Source organism: Bacillus sp. FSL K6-0042 (assembly GCF_038006685.1).
GTDB classification, from domain to species: Bacteria; Bacillota; Bacilli; order Bacillales; family Bacillaceae_G; genus Bacillus_A; species Bacillus_A pseudomycoides.
Map to the genome: position 1 here is coordinate 669,758 of NZ_JBBOVS010000001.1, position 16,440 is coordinate 686,197.

Below are 16,440 nucleotides of genomic sequence, written 5' to 3' on the forward strand. Positions count from 1 at the left end.
TAATTGAAAACAAAATTTCATCATATTGTAAGAGGGATAATTATAAAAGATAAAAGGCTTTTAATAGCAAACTACAAAGGGCATCATTCTTTTCTACCAGGTGGTCATGTTGAATTAGGAGAATCTGCAGAATGCGCATTAATTCGCGAACTTAAAGAAGAACTAGGCATCAATTGTGAAGTTAAGCGCTTTTTAGGAGTGATTGAAAACCAGTGGCAAGATAGTGAAATACTTCATTATGAAATTAATCATGTTTTCGAAGTTGATAGTAACGACTTACATAGTGATATAGAACCAATTTCCAAAGAGTCTCACCTGGATTTTAGTTGGATTATTCCTAATAATGAAAATCTAATTGCATATAAAATAATGCCTGAACCTTCAGTCCGAAGATTAATAGAAAAACTCCAAAAAGAGGAGTTATCAAGTTGTTGGCTGAGAAATTTATAAAAAGTACCCTTGTTTCGTTGTGGTGAATAATCGTAATAATGAAATAGAAGTTTTAGCATCTGACGGTACTTCGAAATTGCATACTAAGTCACCGATGCAAGTGACGAATCTTATAAAAATAAAATAATGAGAGAAGAATTTATGCTAGAGTTAGTATAGTCGGACACAACATAGTTAAGTTCATATAATAGATTTCAATGAAAATTCCGGGGAATTATCTTAATTTCTTGTAAAACAGCTGTCAAAGTAGATAGCTGTTTTTTTCCCTTATGATTTCTGTTTATAAAAATGAATCCAACATACAAGCTATCTAAAAATAGGCAACCGAACAAGGTACATCACCCAATAAAAGCTCATATTTTGTTGTTGTACGTATTGAAATTGGTTTCTAACTTCTATATTTATTGCTGTTTATTATGCCAATTAAACAAGTAATACATATAGAAAAGCACCGATGAGTTATGCTGGATAGAAACTTTAATTTATAAACGGAGGTCATTAAAATGAATGAATTTCAACAAGAACTGCAATCATTGAATCTAAATGATTATCACCCTGGAAATGTTGTGTACTGGGATAATCAAAATCAATATCCATATTATTATGCACAAGAAGATGCTCGTCGCTGCGGCGGCTGCGGACGCTGTGGTGGTTGCGGCGGACGTTGTGGTGGTTTTGGCGGACGTTGCGGCGGTTTTGGCGGGTGTGGCGGATGCTTTAGCTGCTTTAGCTGCTTTAGCTGCTGGAGCTGGTGGTTCATTTAACTTTGTAACATAAATGAAGTTATTGTATGAAAGAAAGGTGTATGTACATGTTCAGAGTGTAGAGACACTTTTCTTTCATTTTGTGAATTAAACAAATAAAAGGACATCTTCTATTTTCATCGAAATTAATATTTGATATAGCATTTCATACAGAGGTGAATGAGACATTGCATACATACCAAAAATTAGTTTCATGGGTAGAAGATATAAAAGAACGGAATCATAGTTCTGCAGCAGCACTTTTTATTATGAAAGATAATGAAGTGGTACTTGAACATTATAGTGGAAATCATTCTAATACTGAAAACAGTGCCACTATAACAGCGTCTTCACAATTTAATGTTGCTTCCGCTAGAAAGAGTTACTTAGGTTTAGCAGTTGCTTATGCACTATATGAAGGGAAAATAAAGCATCTCGACGATTACGCAGTTGATTATTTTAAAGAATATGATACAAATTTACTTGGTAAAACAACATTAAGGCATTTAGTAACCCATTCACATGGTTTAAATGAAAAAGTAGACGGAACTATTTATCGAGAATTCGAACCTGGACACAGGTGGGCATATCGAGATATTAACGTACGTATGATGACCCATCTTATTTATCAACTATATAATAAAAGTTTTCCTGAGTTATTAAAAGAACGTATCTTTATACCTGCAGGTTTTAAAGAAACAGGATGGCGAAAAAAGCATCATGAGAATTTAGTAAAGGTAATAGTAAATCCTCATGAAGAAGCAATATGCAGTACTGGAATATTAGATGATGGAACAGAAAAAAATCTTTTTGTTTCTGCTAGAGAATTCGCCTATTGGGGAAATTTACATTTAAATGAAGGATACATAAATGGAAAACAAATCGTACCGAAAGAGGTTATTCAAATTGCAACAAGTCTTCAAAGTCCAAAATACGAAAACATGGACTTACCTCAAAACGGCTGCTTTTGGTTTGTTCAAAACACACCCGCTATACAAAGCGAACTTGGGGAAAGGGTGCCTAAAGGTTCGTATCAAATATTAGGCATTACAGGACCCACTATTTTAGTTATTCCCAAGTATAATGTTGTCGTTGCCAAAATGTATAATAAAAGATATAACTATGGGGGAGACAACTATTTGTATTATTTACGAGAATTTAGCAATTTAGTCGCTGATACATTCGCGAAATCATCCTCTACATACCAGTAAAAATATTTGAATTAGGGTATAACTACTTTTATAAAGAAAAGGAGTGAACCCTTATGAAAAAACAAACAAATAGAAGTAAAAAACAAAACATCAAAGATACAAGTGTTGAGCAAAACGCTATATATAGCGATCCAAAAGATGCAGCGAATATGCAAACTGTTCCGCAACCAAAAGATTATGAGGAAATCGAATATTAATTTTTGTTGTTATAAGACTTTTTTATGAAAGAAAAATACATCTTAAGCCCCATAAAAATAAAGACATCATTTGGTACTATAATGTATATAAGCATTTGAAAATGTCTTATCTTAACACAGCTTTTTTTTACAATAAACCCGTATATAATCTAATTGACAAAAAGGCACTTCTTAACGAAGTGTCTTTTTGTTTATTTTGTACAATGACTCCAATTTAATTTCCAGTTTTAAATTAGTATCTTGTATTTCATCACGGATATACTAAATTGTGATAAAACATGTCATGATAAGAAAGGGACAGTTCGCATGAAACAAGCATCTGTAAATCCATGGCTGATTGTCCTAGGCACAATCATTGTGCAAATTGGTCTTGGAACGATTTATACATGGAGCTTATTTAATCAACCTTTAGTAAGTAAATTCGGCTGGGAACTTCATGCTGTGGCTATTACTTTCTCAATTACCAGCTTTTCTTTATCATTTTCAACTTTATTTGCAGGTAAATTACAACGAAAGTTGGGACTTCGTAAACTGATCGCAACCGCAGGAATTGTTCTTGGAGTTGGATTAATACTTAGCTCACAAGTTTCCTCATTACCACTTCTTTATTTACTAGCTGGTGTCGTGGTAGGTTATGCAGATGGTACAGCCTATATCACATCATTATCAAATTTAATTAAATGGTTTCCAAATCGTAAGGGCCTAATTTCTGGTATATCAGTCTCAGCATACGGAATGGGAAGCTTAATTTTTAAATACGTAAATGGAAAGTTAATTGATACAGTTGGTGTATCGGAAGCTTTTTTATATTGGGGCATAATCGTTTTGATTGTAATACTTGCGGGATCTTTCTTCTTACGTGAAGCTGCTGCGAATGAAACAGTATCTGAAACTTTAAGCAATGATTATTCAACGAAAGAAATGTTACGCACAAAACAAGTTTATTTATTGTTTTTTATGTTATTTACATCATGTATGAGTGGCCTATATTTAATCGGTATGGTAAAAGATATCGGAGTTCAACTCGTCGGACTTAGTGCAGCAACCGCAGCTAATGCCGTTGCAATGATTGCGATTTTTAATACTGTTGGCCGAATTATTCTTGGGACATTATCAGATAAAATAGGTCGATTGAAAATTGTCTCAGCAACTTTTATTGTAATCGGTTTATCTGTTTTTACACTGAGTTTTATGAATTTAAACTATGCTATTTATTTTATTTGTGTTGCAAGTGTTGCTTTTTGTTTCGGAGGAAATATTACCATATTTCCAGCAATTGTGGGTGATTTCTTCGGTTTGAAAAATCATAGTACAAATTATGGAATTGTATATCAAGGTTTTGGCTTTGGCGCACTCGCAGGTTCATTTATTGGAGCGCTGTTAGGTGGATTCCAACCAACTTTTATTACAATCGGTATACTATGTATTGTATCCTTTATTATCTCTATTTTAATTCGACCACCGAGCAATGAGAAAAAGAAAGAAACGCAAAAGTTATACCGAAAAACAGCTTAACATTTTGTATGTGTTCTGTATAGAAAAGAGCCCTAAATGAATACTAGGGCTCTTTTGAGAAGGAATTAAATTTTTTATTTCCAGTTATTTTATAAATAATGTAGTTCACCCCAAAGTATGTTACACCAAATAATAACAAAAACAATGGAAATAAAATAAGAGCTAGTAAACACCCTCCAATATCCCCATTAAAATCCGCATCTGCATTTGAAAAATTCCAGTCCTTAACTTTGCTGATAATATGCCCTAGAATATAGGACAACATAAAGCAAATTATAAAAGCTAAAGCAAGGTACACTGTAAATTCTCGATGCGATACTTTATCAAATATGTAATAACAAGATCCCCAAAACGCACCAAAAAGCACTAAAACAAACAGTACTTTAAAAAACTTCTTAATATTGATCCAGCATTGAAATACAATTTGCTTAAATGTTTTTCGATTACGTTTTTTCTTTCTAAGTCTTTTCTTTTTATGCGGTTTCATTTCATCCATCCACAATCTTTGTTTTTTCTTACTATTATATCTTTAAATAAAAACAAAGATATCCTTAATATTCCATATAATAATATTTAAAATTTACTAACAAGGGGATACATCGCTTTATAGAGAACTGTATACTAGAGATCTACTAAGGAGGTTCCTATGAAAAAAGTAACTGTAACGTACGTACTACTTTATGATACGTTTCAAGAAAAAGTATTAATGGTTAAAAATACAGGTTCAAATGCTTCTTATTTTACTTTACCGGGCGGTGCAGTCGAGTTTGATGAAACGTTAGAAGAAGCAGCAATTCGCGAAGTAAAAGAAGAGACAGGATTAGATATAGAGGTAGATGGGATTTTCTCAATAAGTGAAGCGTTTTTTGAAGAAAAAGGGCAACAAGTTATTTTTATTAACTTTGTAGGGAAAATTACAGGTGGAGAAATACATATATCAAGGCCCGGAGAAATCGAGGAAATTAAATGGATGGAGTTACAAACCGCCGAAACATATTTACGACTTCCCAAACATGTAAAAGGTCTATTGCAAAGAAAAGAAACTGTACCGTATATTTTTAATGGGACAATTATTCACAAATAATAAAGCTAATATTTTAAGTTGAAACAAATATGAGAAGAAAGATACTTGATAACCAAGAATATCCCATGAAAAGAAATTAGAGTAATTGATTCAATACATGGATGAAAAAGGTTTATTAAAAAACAAATCGTTAGCTTTTAAATTATTATGCACAGAAATAATAGGGGCTTAGGAGAAATAACTATGCAAATATACAACGAAATACTTTCAAGCGAAAAACTTGAGGAACTTATACTAAATGAAAGCGGAGAAATACTAGAAAACTTGAATAACAAAGAAATGTTTATTAGTAGTTTCATTGATTATTTTACAAAAGAATACGGGAATTCGGAATGTAATTACGTTGAGCTATTTGATATTGACAGTCCAGACTATATTAAAATTGAATTAATAGATAATAAAATGTTTGTTACTGCTTCTTTGTTTGCAGGATTATCTATATGGTTGGATAAAAAAGCGTTAGGAAAAGTAACAGCTACTATAGAGGGTGTTTATTCGTTCATATTGATTGATACAGACGGCAACATTATTACCTTAGATGAAAAGTTACATTTACATGAGAGTTCTTTTGCCATTACAAATTTTAAAATAGAAAAACTACAAAGTATCGATCAATATTTTGATGACTATACGATTATATAAGTAATGGTTGCTTTGCATTATCAGATGATAACAAACATCAAAATTAGAAACGTCTTTCATATTTCCTTGCCGCTATTACAAACAAATAATACGTAAAAACAAATGAAAAAGGGGATTACAACGATGGATTATACCGAGCTACTTAAGCGAGTAATTAATGGAGATTGGAAGTCAAATCAAAAAGGTTTTGTTGCTTATACTCCTGAAAAAACCATTGAATATTTTGAAGATATATCAAATGAAAAAGATATATTGTTAGCGGATTTTAGATATGTTGAGGATTTATTTTTTGAGGCCTGTTCTAAAGTCATAGAAAAATTTTCTCATTCCGAAAATAATAAAGATGTGTTTGTACTCGCATTGTATGTTGATACTGAGGGAGGCTATTGCGGTATATCAATAAATACAGAACATGCATACCGAAAGATAGTTGATAAATGGTATTCTGATGAATCAGAAGAAGAGCTTAATAGCTTATATGGTGTTCGGTACCATGATTCATCATTTCCGTTTACCTTTTTCAATGAATTAATCACTCCACAATTAGAAGAAATCACAAACGCATACTATTGTATAAATACGGAGCATCCAATACTTGATGTTGAAAGAAAGATAGCATTTCATAAATCGTTTTTTGAAGAGCAGCTAGTTTTAATAGGAATCAATGTAATAAATAGACTTAAAAATACATTTTCGTTGTTGGATACAACAGAAGATTTCTTTGCTTATGTAACTCTACATGATGTTGGTGCTGAAGTTTACGAATTGTTAATTAAAAAAACGGTTCCTTACTCATTGTTCAACAAGCTATTTACAGAAAATAAATGAAACTAACATAAAAATAAAAAAGTCCTTCGAGTGGTAATCAAAACGTAAATCATCATTATAAAATGACCGATTGTCATCCAGCAGCGCACCATTTGGCAGCTTTAGAAAGAGATGTTCGGATGGTTAGAGATGGATTAGATTTTTATACAATAGATGCTCTGTATGCCATACTCCAGAAATAGCTTTTTTCATAGCTTGTTCAGCTGTTAAATCATCAATATTTTGATACACAGCGTTCGCTTCTGCAAAGCCTGATTCAAACGCAATCACGTCATATCCCATTTCTTCATGTAAATATTTAATCATCCGAACCTTTGATTGATTCATTTCGGTTGAACCATGAGTAGACTCACCTAGTAAGACAATACGTTTATCTTGTAAGGTTTGCTTTAAAAATGACAAATCCTCATTAGAACTAGCAGTTGGTTCTTGTAATTCAACTGCATGTTCACTAACCCATTTTTTCCATTTTTGTTGATCTGCAGGCAGTTCTTCAGCAGATGCTACAGTCGAAAACGTTGTTAATGCAAATAAAGTAGTTACTAATCCTTTTTTCCATTTCGAAAACACACATATACCTCTTGGTTTTTTATAAACTTTATCACATAAATCTAATCATCTATGAGTTATCTAAAAAGAATAGGTGTAATTAGATTCATATATTCATATTATAGGATAGGTTTTATATAAGGTAAGTGAAAATGAAGAATAATTCTGTTAAATTATAAAATTCTATAAATTTTATAATTTAACAAGAACTGTCAGAAGAACGCTCTAGGAAATACGCTCCATAGCAGCTACAAAAATAGAGCAAAATGTATGTGCAATGTAGGCAGAGTAGATAGTAGCAAAAAGAAGGGAGGATACGGGGTTTATAGCGAATAAAAATATTATCTTCAATTTCGATAGATAAAACAGACAGAACGTTCGTTCTTTTATATGATATAGAAGACAGTACACACTTAAGTTATATCTTTGAAAGGGGGATTAATTAAAATGATTGAAAGGAGTAAAAAGAAGTCTAAATGCACACTGGAAAAAGCAGAAATGATTAAGCTTTATTTAGAAGGAGAGAGCACATCAAACATTGCAAAATTAGCTAATGTTTCCGCTAGGTATGTTCGGATCGTCCTAACGGATAACAACGTTGAAAAAAGAGCAAGAGGCAGCTGGAAAAGAAAATATAACTTAAATGAAGATTACTTTAAGCGTTGGTCTAATAATATGGCATATATTTTAGGGTTTTTCATTGCAGATGGTGTCATTACAAAAGATAACCAAACTGTAAGTATTTCTCAAAAAGAATCAGCGATTTTAGAAGATATAAAAATAAAACTCAATTCAAACCAACCATTATATAAAAACAAAAACACTGGTGTTTATATGTTAAATTTAAATAGCAAAATCATGAAAAATGATCTAATAAACTTACATGGAATCATGCCTTGTAAATCATACGACGTACAATTTCCATTTGTTCCAAAAGAGTATCTGCATCATTTTATTAGGGGATATTTTGATGGAGATGGTCACGTAAATCCTCAAAGATATTTCGTAAGCTTTGTTGGTGGTTCATATAACTTTATGAGTTCTTTAAAACAAATTCTTGTGGAGTACAACTACCAACCGAAGTTCGTTAATAAAGAAAAACAATATCGTATATATCTAAGTGGTAAAAATACGATTAAAAAATTTTCGGAATGGATTTACACAGATAAAGAATTATTTTTACAACGAAAATATGAGGTTTTTCAACTAAAAAATAGTTTTTAAGAACATAGTAAGAAAAGCTTGATCAGTACATATCCCAAAATCATATGTACTGATTTTTGTGTTTATGACTAAGTTATCCATTTCATAAACACAATTTCTAAACCGAATTCAAAAAAATGGACCACAGTGAGCCGCTTTAAAACTAACTAAATGTTCATATATATTAAAAGTCCCCAAGTTTGTGTCGCCAAACAGAAGGGGGAAAACAACCGACTAAAAGTAAGTTTATGAATTTTATCTAGTAGACATAATATATATTATAGGTAGTTATACAAAAGAAGTGTTTTCCTGTCTCTAAATACAAGTATACTATACATAATGAGATGAAACGGATATTTTTTATGAAATCCGCATTACATATTGCTTATTTAAATTTTTATAGATTTTATAGTAAATTTACGATTAAATTTCTCTACAGCATTTTTAGAATAAAAGTTTTGCTGAGTTTACAACATACAAAAACATTGATGAACATAAATTTATTACGTAATTCGTTAAAAAATTCTTTTTGTTATTACATTGTTTTCGTGTGCATATTTAAGTTTTTCATCATCTATTATACATTTCCTTATAATTACATCTTATTTTCTTAATATAGTTAAATTTAGAGTTTATCTATGCAATTTGTTTACTACGTTGTACTTTTTATCTTAGTTAACATAACCGATACTATTCCTATAAAAATTATCCCTATTTTTTAGGAATAATTTTTTATATTAGTTTATATTTCTTTTTGTAAATTATATTTACTTTCTATTCATGTAACTACGTACATAAATTTTAAAATTGTGATTTCACACTAAGATTCTTGCTATAACCGGTAATTCACACAGATATAGCGAAATACTTCAACCCCTCTTCCCTATTTTTCGCTATATTAAAGGTGTTTTTAGACTTAACAGCAATCCCAATTATAAAGTACATTTGAAAAGTTTAGGTTTAGTAGATCTTCTTTCCGTACAAAAAAGTTAGCGATGCCGCAATCTCCCCACATAATTCCTAGAGAATCATCTGTATCGATTTGTAGCCATAAGATGTTATGTTCTTGATAGGTTTCTTCCCATTCCCTTGGATCTGTTTGTTTAAAGAATGGATATCCTCCACTTTTATGCCCTTGGCTTTCAAAGTGTTTATTGTACAATCTATGAAATTCCATTCTACGCTATCGTCATCGATTTCTTCTAAATGAATTGCATCTCTAAAAAACTCTTCAAATCGATAATCTCCTAGTGTACAGGTTGATAACCTGCTTCAAACCTTAACTTTGCTGCTCTAGGCACAATAAAATTCTCTGAATCAATAGCATTTAAGTAGCTAAAATCCGTCACAATTTGAGTTTCATCTTGCGTTAATTCTGCTCTTTGGTACAAATTCAATATGCGGAATCTCTCTAAAATTCAACTGCGCAAGTAACATCATAGGCTGTCCATTCGAATCCTTTGGATGCTCATGATGAATAGGTACATACGGATACCCAACAAATTTACTTTCAAATAAAATTGTTTCACCTAGTTCTCCTGTAATTTTTATATAGGGTTTTGCGCTTTCTTCCAGAATGCCTCTATACTGTTCTAGCTGCCTCGGTATTTATAAATGGTATGTATTTGTCACCCTCTACTCCTCCCTTACATAATATATGAAATAAGCCTATTTTAATTACATAACAAGAAATAGGCTTATTGAAAAATACTAAAAATCCGTTTTCACTCTCATTTTTTGTGCAGATGCTGGGCACAATAAGTTATGTTCCAAAACTTTTTTATTAATAGTCCGAACTAGCTTTGTTGCTTCATTAGAATCTGTAATCTCTTTCAGCTTTTCCTTTAAATAATCAATTTCTTTCGAAAGCTCAATCCACCTAGGTAAAACATGATTATCTTTCAATGTTTTATAAAGTTGTTTTTCAGGATTATACGAAAGGCTTTTATCAATATTAAGTGGTTTCCCCTTGCCAGGTAGGTCATCAAAAGCTCCCGATTTTTCTGCCCGCTTAACGATAGAACTAATATGATCTTCATACGTAAAATCCCAAACTTTCTCATCCTTTACTAAAATCTCTTGTTTTTTTAACTCTTTATCTAAATCCTTTTGATTCATATTTTACCTCCTCATTTCTTTTTAAGATAACGATCTTGAATTATTTAATGCTAATAAACCCTCAGCAAGTTGCTCTCACCACCAAATCTCGTCGTGACCGCCTTGAAACTCACTATAGGTGATTTGGTATTTTTTTCTCTAAGTGTCTTATATAGGCTCCTATTGGCTTGTAAAAGCGGTTCGTTCTCAAGAGTTCCAGCTGCCATATACATACGTAATCTCAGCGTATTACTAATTGATAAAAATTGTTTCTCCATCCAAGGAAGTTTTTCTTCATACCCGTCCTTTTTCCAATGTACAGAACCTGACAATGACAGCACATTTCCGAAAACATGAGGATTCTGAAGTGCTGCATAAAACGCCGCTAGACCACCTAAACTTAAACCAGCAATTGTTGCATGCGCCGGATCCTTATATACATGATATTTTGTTTGAATCCAAGGAAGTAGCTCTTCTATTAAAAATGCATTCATCTTGTCGTTATAAGTAAGCTCATTTAATCGATCTACGTGCTCAATTCCAACAACAATACACGAAGGTATTTCTTGTTTATGAATGAGATGATCGAGTGTTGCTGGTGCTGAAAGATTTTGCATAAATGCGTTTCCATCAAATGTGATGATAAGATTTTGAAGGCTTGATGTAAGAGAATAATCATGAGGTGTGTAAATATATATCTTTCGTGTATTGCCTAAAACAGAACTGTAAAAAGAATATGTTTCAATTTTCCCATGAGGATTATAATTTTTAGGGAATCTTTTATCGTACTGCATTTCCATTCCTATTTCTAAAACAGCTGCTCTATCTGTTCCTTCTCCGAATATATGACTGTTAAATGGATCTAATTGATACTGTTCACTACGTGTTATCCAATTTTGTTCAAAATAATCATTAACTGAAAAATGATAGGTAGAAATAAACCTTTTGTTCGTTCTAAATGTTTTGTACCATAAATTCGTGTCTGAAAGCCGTTCTAGTCGATTAGAATGAAGATCCCAACCAGGATAACTACCAAATACATAAACATTTTCTGTGTCTTTATCGCCTAGCCATATGTAAGTAATAAGATGATACTGATTATTCATTGGACAAGTTTCTATAAGTGGCGTCTCATTTGCTTTGAGTTCATCTAAAAAGGTATGAAAAACTTGTGTATCTCCATTGCTTAATTGATCTGTAAGCTCTGTTATTTTGGGGCTTAGTATTGACTTCATTCCTTTTCCCTCCTCCACCGCAGTATATTAGTACTTCTTTTTTTGTAAATAAATTCCTATATAAACAGGGTACTAATGTTGTATATTTTATGAACAAAAACACACAAACAATATAGTCTGTGTGTTTACATTCTTATTTATCAAGGTAGTAAAATGATAATTTACGTGCTGTTTCCTAGTATCCACTGTTCACCCCTATAGTTATTATTTCTCTATCCATTCTAATAACTGCTCATACTGATTCTTTGCATCCTGATACCCAAGATTATATAAATTAACAAGCTTGTCCTTATTTCTTTCAATCCCACTAACAGGAAGCTGCATGCTTGGTTGAATTACAAAAAAATTTTCTTTTTGTTCATCTGAAAACATGTATGAAATGCTCTCATTATAAAACCGATAATGATCTACTAAAAGCTGAGAGACTTTCGGATATCGTCTATATAAATATTTTGCCATTGGTGAAAACTTATTACGCTTTTTCTCATATCCTTTTGGCTTTGTCATAATAACAATGTTTTTTTGAAATCCATCTATTTGTGCCTTTCGAACAGGGATAGGATCAATGATTCCCCCATCTAAAAGTTTTTTACCATCATAGTCCACAGCTGGCGCAATAAATGGTACAGAACTTGATGCGCGAATAATTTTCAATATATCATTCCCATGCTCTTGCTTATTATAATAAACAGCTTGTCCTGTCTCGCAATCTGTTGTGCCGATTACAAATTGCTCATTTGCATGTAAAAAAGTTTGAAAGTCAAATGGTACAATTTTATTAGGCACTTCATCAAAAAGAAAGTCCATACCAAACAATTCTCTTTTTCGTATTAAGTTGCGATAAGATATATAACGATGATCAGATACTAACTCTGTATTTACTTTTTTATTCCTTCCTTTTTGACGCGATAAATAAGTTGCGCCCATGCATGCTCCTGCCGATACTCCAACTACATATGGGAAAAACAAATCATTTTCCATAAAGTACTCAAGTACCCCTGCTGTATATAACCCTTTCATGCCTCCGCCTTCTAATACTAAACCGATATTTTTCATTTATAATCCCTCTATATTTGTTTCTTGATTTTCTAAACACTTATATTTTAGCACAAGATATTATGATGAAGTATCAATAAATTCATTGCATTTGCTTAAAAAAGCTCTTGCTGCATTGTAAGAATCTCTTAGTCTATAACATGATACAATAAAAGAAACTCATTCCACAGATCATAAAGGAGGAATTTTATATGGGTTTATTTAATGGTATTTTCGGAAATGCATCTGATACGAGTACAGAAAATGTTGAGCGTGACTTACAGAAGATTATGCTTGATGATGAACAAGTTGAGTATGCGTATAAATTGATTCGAGATTTAATTGTATTTACAAATCGACGAATGATTTTAGTAGATAAACAAGGAGTAACTGGTAAGAAAACTGAATATCATTCTATTCCATATAAAAGCATTACACAATTTAGCATTGAAACAGCAGGTCATTTTGATTTAGATGCAGAACTTAAAATTTGGGTATCTAGTATGCATGAACCGATTACAAAGGAATTTAAAAGTGACGACAGTATTTTAAGCGTTCAAAAAGCGTTAGTAAAATATACAACAAAATAACACCTTTGCATTTTTATACAAAAACAAAAGTTATAACCCCGTGTTTTTTGGAACAACATGCATTGTTTTGTTTTAAAAATACAAAAAACTTCGCAACATTGTATTATATAGGACCAAAATAAAAGGATAGATAATACAGATATACTCTGTTTTATCTATCCTTTTAAAATCTATTTTTATAATATTTTCTTATAATAAACAAGTGTTGTATTATCATTCAACTTCTTTTTTAAACCCGTCTTAGTGTAACCCATTTTTTCATACAGATAACAATTACGTTCTTCTTCGAAAATTGTAGCTAATTCCCAACTAGTTGCATGTGGAAACAGTTTTTCTATTAAAACAAGTACTTTCTGGGCCACCCCTTTCCCTTGATAATTAGGTAGAATAAACATAGGACTGATCCAGAATTGTGTCGTCTTCTCTTTCCAAAATACACAAATAGCCCCCGCAAGAGTATGATTAACTAATATTTTATAAAATCCACCATTAGGATTGTTTATTCTTGTAATTACTTTATCAATCGTTTCATTGGCAGGATTCGTTTTATAGTCCTTATATTTTTCTAATAACGGTTTAAATGCTTGTACTTGAATATTGAAAATATATTCCGCATCAAAACTTCTTGCTCTTTCTAGTGTTATTTTCATAACATTTACCATCCTAATCGTTCCCGTAAAGAAGTAATATGTGCAGTATGATGACGACCGTGCCATGCATATAATCCGATTGCTACTTCCAGTTTTGTTTCACCTGACTCCGGATGGTTAAAAGTTTTTTCAAGATCTGCCGGCTCTAAAGAACTTAATACATTTACCCACCTTTTATGTAATGAATCTAATAATACAAGGGAAACATCTACAGGTAATTTTGAATCAGGGAGCTCTGCCCATTTCTCTTCCATATATGGTTTAATTGTCGGGTTATTTTCTGTAAGAGCTAACTTAAAACGAATATAACTATTCATATGACTATCGACAACATGATGAACAACTTGCCGTACTGTCCATCCACCCTTTCGATAAGGTGTATCTAGCTGTTCTTTATCTAAACCGTTAATTGCTTTTGTTAGTTCTGTAGGGAGATTTTCAATTTCTCGAATCCACTTTTCTACCATTTCCTCCGTAATATTTCCTTCATAAGTAAACTTCCCAATTGGATAACGTAAGTCCTGCATTGTATTGTTCCCCTTTTGTTTTAAAATTTCTTTTATAATACTTTAGTATGTTTCCAAACGTAATGAATGAAATTAATCTTTTGACCATTTAACTCTATACTTTTTTTATCAATTGCGGTACGTGAAAAGCCGCTTTTTTCTAATACTAGTTGTGAAGCAATGTTATTATTTGTTGTCTTTGCATGAATTTCGATAATTTGATGGTCTGCTGCTTGAATTAGGAGTAATTGGACGGCCTTAGTTGCAATTCCATTTCCGATAAAATTTTCTCCTACACGATAACCAAGATATCCTAATTGTCTATCTTTCTCTATGTCTACTAAGTTTATTCGACCTACAATTGTTTTTTCCATATTCCGTATGAGATAAAAGTAGGACGTGCCTTCTTTTTGTTCCTTTAACAATTCATCATGTTTAGATTGAAACGTCTCATAAACATAGTAATCATCACCACGACTCGGTACCATCTTTTCAAAAAAAGTTCTGTTATAACACTCAAAAGCAAACAATTCTTCTGCATCTTGTTTCTTTAATTTTTCTATGTATATTTCCATTCATGACTCATTCCTTTTTTTATCAATTAACTATTATGGATTCGACATTTAATAGTTAATTTCCTACTACTTGTAATGAGATTAACCTCCTTTATTTTTTCGAGTTGTAAGAATAGCAAGCCATACCTTAGGATGAAGAAGATGTAGAGGATTACGCATAAGGTTCATGACCCTAACTAAACGAATGTAAACGTCTGTATTACTCGCGGAAAGTTGGTATATTTTTTTCGTATACCATTGTCTTCAATGGTTTGAATAAAGGCGCCATAAGGATTTTCAGGAAAGCTAGGAGAAATAAGTAAATTACACCAATCAGGATATTCATTCTTTTTTAGACGGAATACCCTAGTCGCGTAAAATAATTGAATCCATACTTTTTCTTCTATTACAAGTACTATTTAAGCAAAGAATCAACATGTAATTCCGCTAAAAATAGCATTGTTAGGTTTATCTAATAATGTTCACCAGCAAGACCCAGCATAAAATAAGATTATTGCATGACTGTATTTTTTCAATGTCGTTCTCCTTAAAATACGCCAGTGAACTGTAAAGTTAAAATGATAATACCTAGAGCCCAAACGTAATAGGCAAATACTTTAAGAGAATGCTGCTTTAAATATTGAATCATCCAAGATACTGCAATATATCCAAAAAATGCAGCAGATAAGGTACCAACGATTAACGATGTACTTGAAATACTTTCAGCTTTCCCTTGAAATACGTCTACAGACTGTAAAATGATTGCTCCAACAATAGCGGGAGTAGATAACAAAAACGAAAAATATGCAGCTGTTTCACGATCTAATTTTCTCCAAAGTGCTGCGACAATCGTCATACCAGAACGAGAGATTGCTGGGAAAATAGCAAACGCTTGAAACGAACCAATAATAAAAGCATCTTGATATGTAATGTCATCCATTTTCTTACGTCCATTTTTTTGTTTCTCTGCCATATATAAAAACAAACCTGTCACTAAAAACTCCCATCCGATTGTTACACCCGTTTTTGAAATCTCTTCAAAGAAATCTTTAAATAATAAGCCAATTATAACTGCTGGGATTGTTCCAACAATGAGTAAAAATGTAAGTTTCGAAAATGGGTTTTTAATTAAATAGATAAACTCTTTTTTATAATAAATAAACACTGCTAGCAGGGTACCAATATGCAGCATCGTGTCTAAAAAAAGCCCAGCTTCATCTAAATGAAATAAATGTCTTCCTAAATATAAGTGCCCTGTACTGCTTATAGGTAAAAATTCCGTTAATCCCTGAATAATTCCTAATATAAAAGCTTCTAACCAGTTCATGATTGTCTCCTTTCTTGTTTGCTT

Annotated in this window: 18 protein-coding genes and 4 pseudogenes; 10 read left to right on the plus strand and 12 right to left on the minus strand. The window is 31.9% G+C overall.

The window, feature by feature from the left end; translation table 11 throughout:
- The first annotated feature begins 3 nt into the window (after window positions 1–3).
- The 5 genes from MHH45_RS03610 to MHH45_RS03630 all read left to right on the plus strand — a co-directional run bounded on the left by MHH45_RS03610 (window position 4) and on the right by MHH45_RS03630 (window position 4,116).
- The gene (locus tag MHH45_RS03610) at window positions 4–450 is read left to right on the plus strand and encodes an NUDIX domain-containing protein (protein WP_016114974.1); all 447 of its coding nucleotides are present in this window, start codon (window positions 4–6) and stop codon (window positions 448–450) included.
- A 503-nt stretch (window positions 451–953) separates the two neighbouring features.
- Window positions 954–1,214 carry a heterocycloanthracin/sonorensin family bacteriocin gene (locus MHH45_RS03615; protein ID WP_088093698.1) on the plus strand — a complete coding sequence of 87 codons (261 nt, stop codon included), beginning with the start codon at window positions 954–956 and terminating at the stop codon, window positions 1,212–1,214.
- 167 nt (window positions 1,215–1,381) lie between these two features.
- The gene (locus MHH45_RS03620; RefSeq protein WP_016114972.1) at window positions 1,382–2,404 is read left to right on the plus strand and encodes a serine hydrolase domain-containing protein; all 1,023 of its coding nucleotides are present in this window, start codon (window positions 1,382–1,384) and stop codon (window positions 2,402–2,404) included.
- 53 nt (window positions 2,405–2,457) lie between these two features.
- Window positions 2,458–2,601, plus strand: a complete 144-nt coding sequence (locus MHH45_RS03625) for a hypothetical protein (RefSeq protein ID WP_016114971.1) — start codon at window positions 2,458–2,460, stop codon at window positions 2,599–2,601.
- A gap of 306 nt (window positions 2,602–2,907) precedes the next feature.
- Window positions 2,908–4,116, plus strand: a complete 1,209-nt coding sequence (locus MHH45_RS03630; RefSeq protein WP_016114970.1) for an L-lactate MFS transporter — start codon at window positions 2,908–2,910, stop codon at window positions 4,114–4,116.
- A 43-nt stretch (window positions 4,117–4,159) separates the two neighbouring features.
- Here MHH45_RS03630 and MHH45_RS03635 read toward each other — a convergent pair whose 3' ends face one another.
- On the minus strand, window positions 4,160–4,603 hold the full coding sequence (locus MHH45_RS03635; protein ID WP_016114969.1) for a hypothetical protein: 444 nt from the start codon (window positions 4,601–4,603) through the stop codon (window positions 4,160–4,162).
- A gap of 159 nt (window positions 4,604–4,762) precedes the next feature.
- Here MHH45_RS03635 and MHH45_RS03640 point away from each other — a divergent pair, with 159 nt between their 5' ends.
- The 3 genes from MHH45_RS03640 (at window position 4,763) to MHH45_RS03650 (ending at window position 6,670) form a co-directional block, all read left to right on the plus strand.
- On the plus strand, window positions 4,763–5,200 hold the full coding sequence (locus MHH45_RS03640) for an NUDIX hydrolase (protein WP_016114968.1): 438 nt from the start codon (window positions 4,763–4,765) through the stop codon (window positions 5,198–5,200).
- A 183-nt stretch (window positions 5,201–5,383) separates the two neighbouring features.
- Window positions 5,384–5,842 (plus strand): hypothetical protein, encoded by a 459-nt coding sequence (locus MHH45_RS03645; protein WP_016114967.1) that lies wholly within the window; start codon window positions 5,384–5,386, stop codon window positions 5,840–5,842.
- Between the two features lie 123 nt (window positions 5,843–5,965).
- Window positions 5,966–6,670 carry a hypothetical protein gene (locus MHH45_RS03650; protein ID WP_016114966.1) on the plus strand — a complete coding sequence of 235 codons (705 nt, stop codon included), beginning with the start codon at window positions 5,966–5,968 and terminating at the stop codon, window positions 6,668–6,670.
- A gap of 150 nt (window positions 6,671–6,820) precedes the next feature.
- Here the strand turns inward: MHH45_RS03650 and MHH45_RS03655 are convergent.
- Window positions 6,821–7,240 (minus strand): annotated as a pseudogene (locus tag MHH45_RS03655) (erythromycin esterase family protein); the annotation flags it as partial.
- A 426-nt stretch (window positions 7,241–7,666) separates the two neighbouring features.
- Here MHH45_RS03655 and MHH45_RS03660 point away from each other — a divergent pair.
- Window positions 7,667–8,443 (plus strand): helix-turn-helix domain-containing protein, encoded by a 777-nt coding sequence (locus MHH45_RS03660; RefSeq protein WP_088093700.1) that lies wholly within the window; start codon window positions 7,667–7,669, stop codon window positions 8,441–8,443.
- An 895-nt stretch (window positions 8,444–9,338) separates the two neighbouring features.
- On the opposite strand, the pseudogene MHH45_RS03665 reads toward MHH45_RS03660, so the two are convergent.
- The 4 genes and pseudogenes from MHH45_RS03665 to MHH45_RS03680 all read right to left on the minus strand — a co-directional run bounded on the left by MHH45_RS03665 (window position 9,339) and on the right by MHH45_RS03680 (window position 12,810).
- Window positions 9,339–10,030: pseudogene (locus tag MHH45_RS03665) on the minus strand (YwqG family protein).
- A gap of 102 nt (window positions 10,031–10,132) precedes the next feature.
- Entirely contained in the window at window positions 10,133–10,540 is a 408-nt protein-coding gene (locus MHH45_RS03670; protein WP_016114961.1) for a DnaJ family domain-containing protein, read from the minus strand.
- A 50-nt stretch (window positions 10,541–10,590) separates the two neighbouring features.
- Window positions 10,591–11,754, minus strand: coding sequence for an alpha/beta hydrolase (locus tag MHH45_RS03675; RefSeq protein ID WP_016114960.1), 1,164 nt, complete (start codon window positions 11,752–11,754; stop codon window positions 10,591–10,593).
- A gap of 204 nt (window positions 11,755–11,958) precedes the next feature.
- Entirely contained in the window at window positions 11,959–12,810 is an 852-nt protein-coding gene (locus MHH45_RS03680) for a patatin-like phospholipase family protein (RefSeq protein WP_016114959.1), read from the minus strand.
- A gap of 191 nt (window positions 12,811–13,001) precedes the next feature.
- Here MHH45_RS03680 and MHH45_RS03685 point away from each other — a divergent pair, with 191 nt between their 5' ends.
- Window positions 13,002–13,379, plus strand: coding sequence for a PH domain-containing protein (locus tag MHH45_RS03685; protein ID WP_077294798.1), 378 nt, complete (start codon window positions 13,002–13,004; stop codon window positions 13,377–13,379).
- A 176-nt stretch (window positions 13,380–13,555) separates the two neighbouring features.
- On the opposite strand, the gene MHH45_RS03690 is transcribed toward MHH45_RS03685, so the two are convergent.
- From MHH45_RS03690 to MHH45_RS03710, 6 genes and pseudogenes are all read right to left on the minus strand, one after another.
- Window positions 13,556–14,095, minus strand: coding sequence for a GNAT family N-acetyltransferase (locus MHH45_RS03690; RefSeq protein ID WP_170927920.1), 540 nt, complete (start codon window positions 14,093–14,095; stop codon window positions 13,556–13,558).
- A complete protein-coding gene (locus MHH45_RS03695) occupies window positions 14,035–14,556 on the minus strand; it encodes a YfiT family bacillithiol transferase (protein WP_088093701.1) in 522 nt (173 codons plus the stop codon). The genes MHH45_RS03690 and MHH45_RS03695 overlap by 61 nt, the downstream gene beginning before the upstream one ends.
- Before the next feature lie 32 nt (window positions 14,557–14,588).
- A complete protein-coding gene (locus tag MHH45_RS03700) occupies window positions 14,589–15,110 on the minus strand; it encodes a GNAT family N-acetyltransferase (RefSeq protein WP_016114955.1) in 522 nt (173 codons plus the stop codon).
- Between the two features lie 81 nt (window positions 15,111–15,191).
- A pseudogene (locus tag MHH45_RS27985) lies at window positions 15,192–15,347 on the minus strand (glutamate synthase); the annotation flags it as partial.
- A pseudogene (locus MHH45_RS27990) lies at window positions 15,347–15,499 on the minus strand (glutamate synthase); the annotation flags it as partial. The pseudogenes MHH45_RS27985 and MHH45_RS27990, both read right to left, overlap by 1 nt.
- Before the next feature lie 137 nt (window positions 15,500–15,636).
- Window positions 15,637–16,416: an undecaprenyl-diphosphate phosphatase gene (locus MHH45_RS03710; protein ID WP_016114954.1), complete on the minus strand. Its 780-nt coding sequence runs from the start codon at window positions 16,414–16,416 to the stop codon at window positions 15,637–15,639.
- Window positions 16,417–16,440: the final 24 nt, after the last annotated feature.